The 5,415-nt window shown below is 75.8% G+C and carries 5 protein-coding genes; all 5 read right to left on the bottom strand.

The window, feature by feature from the left end; translation table 11 throughout:
- On the bottom strand, positions 1–2,170 hold a 2,170-nt coding region (locus J7I94_RS33220; protein ID WP_215173257.1), incomplete at its 3' end, for a hypothetical protein.
- Positions 2,171–2,256: 86 nt separating this feature from the next.
- The gene (locus J7I94_RS33215; protein ID WP_215173255.1) at positions 2,257–2,415 is read right to left on the bottom strand and encodes a DUF6760 family protein; all 159 of its coding nucleotides are present in this window, start codon (positions 2,413–2,415) and stop codon (positions 2,257–2,259) included.
- Positions 2,412–2,921, bottom strand: a complete 510-nt coding sequence (locus J7I94_RS33210) for a hypothetical protein (RefSeq protein ID WP_215173253.1) — start codon at positions 2,919–2,921, stop codon at positions 2,412–2,414. Before J7I94_RS33210 ends, J7I94_RS33215 begins: the two co-directional genes overlap by 4 nt.
- Positions 2,921–3,370 (bottom strand): phage tail protein, encoded by a 450-nt coding sequence (locus tag J7I94_RS33205; RefSeq protein WP_215173251.1) that lies wholly within the window; start codon positions 3,368–3,370, stop codon positions 2,921–2,923. Before J7I94_RS33205 ends, J7I94_RS33210 begins: the two co-directional genes overlap by 1 nt.
- A 55-nt stretch (positions 3,371–3,425) precedes the next feature.
- On the bottom strand, positions 3,426–5,021 hold the full coding sequence (locus J7I94_RS33200; RefSeq protein ID WP_215173249.1) for a phage tail sheath subtilisin-like domain-containing protein: 1,596 nt from the start codon (positions 5,019–5,021) through the stop codon (positions 3,426–3,428).
- Between the last annotated feature and the right edge of the window lie 394 nt (positions 5,022–5,415).

Here is a 5,415-nt window from a genome sequence, read left to right as displayed (position 1 = left end):
GGCGCTGGACGGCGGGCGCGGGATCCGACGGGACGGACGGCGCAGGTCCGGAGGCGGTGGGCGCGGCCGGGCCCGGCGCGGGCGTGGCGGGGGGCGCCGGAGGGGTGGCCGCGGGGCGCTTGTGCTCGACCGGGAGGGCGGGCGGGGCGTCGGAGCGGGCGGCGTCCGGGGTACGGCGCTGGACGGCGGGCGCGGGGGCCGGCGTGCCGGGCGCGGCCGGTGCCGACGGGGGCGTGCTCGGGCGGGCCGGCTGGGCCGCGGCCGGGGTGGCCTGCCGCTGGACCGGGGAGGCCGCGGGCGCAGCGGGGGCGGACCGCGGCACCGACGGCGTGGTGGTGCCGGGGGTGTCCGGGCTCCGGGTCGGCTGCGCCGGGTCACCGGTCGCGGCCCGGCGCTGGACGGCGGGCGGCGTGTCCCGGTCCGGAGCGCCGGCGCTCTTGGAGGCGATCGGCAGGTCGGGCTGTACGGGGGTGGCGGGCGTCCGGCGCTGGACCGGGGACGGCGCGGTGGCGCCGGAGGTGCCGGTGGCACGGGAGGAGCCGCCGGCGTCCGCGTCACGCGCGGGGGCCGGCCGGGCGGGCCGCGTGGGCTCGGCCGGGTGGCGCTGCACGGCGGGCGGGCCGGCAGGGGAGGTGGCCGCGGGGCGGTCCGCCCGCGCGGGGGCGCTCGGCGTGTCGGCAGCGGGCGCGGGAGCCGGTCGGGCCGGCTGCGCGGGTTCGGCCGTACGGCGCTGGACCGAGGCCGGCGTGTCGCGGCCCGGAGCGCCGGAGTCCTTCGAGGCGATCGGCAGGCCGGGCGGTACGGGGTCGCCGCTCGTCCGGCGCTGGACGGCGGGCGCCGGGGCGGCGTCGGCGGCACCGGCGCCGCGCGCGGGCGGTGTCGGGTCGCCGGCCGGCCGGGGCCGTACGGCGGGCGGGGTGGCGGCGCTGTCCGGGCCCGGTGCGGGCGCCGAGCGGTCGGGGCGCAGCGGGCCGGTGCTCTGCCGCTGGACGGCGGACTGCGCGGTGCCGGAGGTGCTCGCGCCGCGCACGGGGTCCGCCGCGCGCGGGGCCTGCGGTGCGGTCTCCGAGGCCCGGCGCTGGACGGCGGGCGCCGGGGCGGTGCCGGAGGGGCTCGCGGGGGCGGACGTACGGCCCGGCGTGGCGGCCGGTGCGGACGGTGCCGTAGCCGGAGAGGAAGCGGAGGAAGCGGAGGGCGTCACCGGGCCGGCGGTGTCGCGGGTGACGGCCCGCTGGATCGGCAGGGCGGCCTCGGACGGCGCGGCCGCGGAGGGCGTGCCGGCACGGCCGGGAACGGCGGCCGGAGGGGACGCGGGTGCGGAGGATGCGGGCGCGGGCGCGGGGGACGCCGGTGCGGGGGAGGCGGACGTGCCGCCTCCCCCGCCGTCACCGTCCGTCGGCCGTGACGCCGTGGCCGGACTCCCGCCCGACGGCGCGGACTCCCGGCGCGTCGTGGGCAGTGACCTGCGCTGTACGGCCGGTGCCGCGACCGGCGCCTTGACCAGGGGAAGCTGCGGGACGGCCGGTGCCGGCGGCGCGGCGGTCACGCGGACGCCGCGCTGCGGGACCGGGGCCGGCGCCGGCGGCAGCACCGGGGTCACCGGAACCGGGGGCACGGAGGCGGCGGCCGGCCCGGAGGACGTGGCCGCCCGCTGGACGGCCGCTCCACCGCCCGCCGCCGGAGCGGACGCGGACGGCGCGGACGACACCGAAGCCGCCGAAGCCGCCGAAGCCGCCGACGGCACCCGCCCTCCGGCCTCCCCCGCGGCAGCCGTCGGGTCCGCCGCCGGAACGGCCCGCAGCGGTACCGCCGGCGCGCGCTGCACCGCCGGGCCGCCCGCCGCGGCGGTGGCCGGGGGCAGTGCGCGGGCCGGCCGTTCCAGGCCGGTGACCGGGGTGCCCGCGCCGCCGACCGCCGACGTGGGCGGCAGCAGGCGGTGCGGCGAGGTGTCCAGGACGCCGACGGTCACGGGCTCCGCGAACGACGGGTTCTGCCAGGTCGGCAGGCGTCCGCCGAACCGGTTGTCGGCGACCCCGGGGCCACCGGCCGCCGCGGACCGCTGGATCGGCGGCAGCGCCGACCACGCGGCCCGCACCACCGGCCCCGGCCCCGGCGCGGGGGCCGCTGCCGGAGCCGGGGCCGAGGCCGGCGCCGGGGTCGCCTCGGACACCGGCGCCGGCCCTGCCGCCGCCGGTGTCGCGGTCGTGGCGGCGGGACGCTCGCCCCGGCTCCGCAAACGGTCCAGGAAGCCCACGTCTAGCCCTCCGCCTCGGCGCGCGTCACGAAGGACGCGATCTGTTCCGTGTACTGGCGGCGGTCATGGTGTTCCAGGTCCAGGATCGCCTCCAGGCTCCAGTGGAAGTGGTAGGCGACGTACGCGATCTCCTCCTGCAGCCGGTCGGTCGCGTACGTCACGATTCCCCCAGGCGGCTCCCGCCGAGTTCCACCTCGAAGGACTCGGAGCAGTGCGGGCACTCCACCGCCGCCCGGGTGTGGCCCTCGGCGTTGATCTGGCGGTAGAAGTCCTGGAGGAACGCCAGGTCCGAGGCGAACATGCTCTCCACGATCCCGTCGTGCACCGACGGCAGCGTGCCCAGCTGGGTGATGACCCGGCCGAGCAGGACCACCGACAGGTACGCCGGGTTCTGCTGGACGCGGACGTCGCGCAGCGGCACGAGTTCGTCCCGTGCCGTCGACAGGCGCATCACACCGTTGCGGTGCACCGTGCCGTTGTCGTCCACGTAGCCGCGGGGCAGTTCGAAGGGGAACTCGGTGCGCAGCGTCTGCCGCGGGGCCACGTCCGCCGGCGGCGCGGCGGCGGGAGCCGGAGTGACCTCCGCTCCCGCCGCCGCGGACCGGTCGGCCGCGGGCGCCTCCGCAACCCTGCTCGCACTGGGCGCGCCGACAGCCGAACGCCGCATTACTCGACGACCAGTTCTTCGAACACGATGGTCACGGTCTCGGTGAGCGGATTGGTGTCACCCGCCTTCAGCGTGCCCATCACGATCTTGCTGCACCAGGCGTTGCGCAGGTTCCAGCGCCTGACCGGGCTGTCCTCGTAGTCCATCAGGATGATCGAGGCGTTCTTGCGGGCGGTGGCCATCCGGCCGTTCAGGGAGTCGTCGATCCACTGGGTGAACGCGGGCGACATGCTCGCGCCGCGTTCGACCTGGACCTGCCCGTCCTTGGCCACGCCCGGCATCAGGGTGACGTTGTTGCGGCCGGTCGCGCCCGCGTTCTGCTGGTACTTGATGACGTCCTGCTCGACCTGGAGGCCGCTGACCGAGTTGAGGTACTCGACCATCACACCGTCGATCTGGAGACCGAAATTCGGTGCTACGAGGACATCTTCTTCTTTGGGGAGAGCCATGGGTTCGCTGTCCTTCTAGGAAAAGTGGGGGAGAGGCCGCGGGAACGCGGTGCGCCTACTCCTCCAGCTCGCCGCTGCCGCTGGAGAACTGGGCCAGCCGGAAGATGACGAACTCGGCGGGCTTGACCGGCGCGATGCCGATCTCGCAGATGACCCGGCCGAGGTCGACGGACTCCGGTGGGTTGGTCTCCTCGTCACACTTGACGTAGAAGGCCTGCTCGGGGCTCTGCCCGAAGAGGGCGCCGTTGCGCCACTCGTTGACCAGGAACGCCGAGACGTTGCGCCGGATGCGGGCCCAGAGGTTGTGGTCGTTCGGCTCGAAGACCACCCACTGGGTGCCGATCAGGATCGACTCCTCCAGGTAGTTGAAGTACCGGCGGATGTTCAGGTAGCGCCACGCCGGGTCGGAGGAGAGGGTGCGGGCGCCCCAGACGCGGATGCCGCGGCCCGGGAAGGAGCGGATGCAGTTGACGCCGATCGGGTTGAGCAGGTCCTGCTCACCGCGGGTGATCTGCAGCTCCAGGTCGACGGCGCCGCGCACGACCTCGTTGGCGGGGGCCTTGTGCACACCGCGCTCGAAGTCGTTGCGGGCCCAGATGCCGGCCATGTGACCGCTCGGCGGGACCAGGCGGGCCTGGCCGGTGGCCGGGTCGAAGGACTTGATCCAGGGGTAGTACAGGGCGGCGTACTTGGAGTCGTAGCCGGCCGTCTCCTGGCGCCAGACGCGGATCTGGCGGGCGTTCATCCCGGGCGGCGGGTCGATGATGGCGACGCGGTCGCCCATCAGCTCGGCGTGGGCGATCATGCCGAGCTGGACGGCCTTGACGGCCTCCAGGTCGATGGCGCCGGCCTGGTAGGCGGCCATCAGGTCGGGCACCGCGACCATGGAGATCTCGTCGATCGCCTCCAGGCCGCCGAAGCCGGTGCGGTCGGAGCTGTCGCCGAGGTACTGGGCGGGGCCGGGCTGGGCGATCTCGTCCGGGACCTGCTCGACGGGGGCGGCCGGGGCGGGCGGCACGGCCAGGGTCACCGTCTGGTTCTCCGGACGGGCCAGCTGCGCGGCCGGAGCGGCCTCGGTGACGGTGATGAGCTTGGAGCGCTCCTTCACCTGGGTGACGACGTAGGAGCGGTTGCCCTTCTTGGCGCTCACGTCGAACGTCTCGACCGGCTTCTCGCCGTCCTTGACGATCAGCTTGAAGCGCTCGGCGGGGCCCTCGCCCTCGGGGTCGGCGACCTCGACGGTGAGCGGGCCGTGCTGGCCGGCCGTCGTCGCCGTCACGGCGAACGTGCCGAGCTGCTTGGGCTCGGCGGCGGGCAGCGCGGCCGGGGCGGCGGAGCCGTTCACGGCGGCGGGGGAGGCGGTGGCGCCCGCGCCGGCGCCGTCGGCGGAGCCGCCGACGCGCACGACGTACGCGGCCGAACCGCCGTTGTTGAAGAAGCCGTAGACGGAGTGCGCGAGGTAGTAGCCGTCGGTGAAGTCACCGAAGGACGCGACGTACTGCGTCCAGTTGGTCACCAGCGTCGGCTCGTTGAGGGGCCCGGTGGGCGCGAGCCCGACGAAGGCCGCCACGGACGTGCCCACTCCCTCGATCGGGCGCGAGCCGCTGGCCACCTCCTCGACGTAGACGCCGGGCGACAGGTAGGACGGCATGCTCTGCTCTCCTCGGGGTACGAGACAGGACGCCCCTCAGCCTCACGCGCGCGTTGCCCTCCTCGAAACGGCCTGCGGTGCCGGATCGGGGGCATTCCGGCTGCCCTGGATCGTGCCCGTTGGGGCAGAATCCTCGATTTCCTCTGGTGGTCGCCCGCCGTTTCTGTTTCAACAGCTCCTGTTGGGTGTCAGTTCGCCAGGATGTCATCTCGTGGTCACGCCCCGGACCGGGGTACGCCGTCCCGCCGCACCGGGCGCGGTGCCGCGTGCTCCCGAACGGTGACGGACGTCAGGAGGGGCTGTCCGTGTCGGACCGCTTGCACGAACCGCACGCTCGCCGCACAGACCCGGCCGTTCCGGTGCGACCCGGCCCGCGGGCGGTGCACCGCCCGCT

Origin of the sequence: Streptomyces sp. ISL-12 (assembly GCF_018614415.1) — a bacterium.
Classification (GTDB): Bacteria; Actinomycetota; Actinomycetes; order Streptomycetales; family Streptomycetaceae; genus Streptomyces.
Note: the sequence above shows the minus strand (reverse complement) of the source record. Positions and strands in the feature narration are given on the sequence as shown.

Excerpts from the sequence above, each read along its gene's own strand:
- J7I94_RS33210 (WP_215173253.1), bottom strand. The coding sequence starts at position 2,921 with ATGCGGCGTTCGGCTGTCGGCGCGCCCAGTGCGAGCAGGGTTGCGGAG.
- J7I94_RS33205 (WP_215173251.1), bottom strand. The coding sequence starts at position 3,370 with ATGGCTCTCCCCAAAGAAGAAGATGTCCTCGTAGCACCGAATTTCGGT.
- J7I94_RS33200 (WP_215173249.1), bottom strand. The coding sequence starts at position 5,021 with ATGCCGTCCTACCTGTCGCCCGGCGTCTACGTCGAGGAGGTGGCCAGC.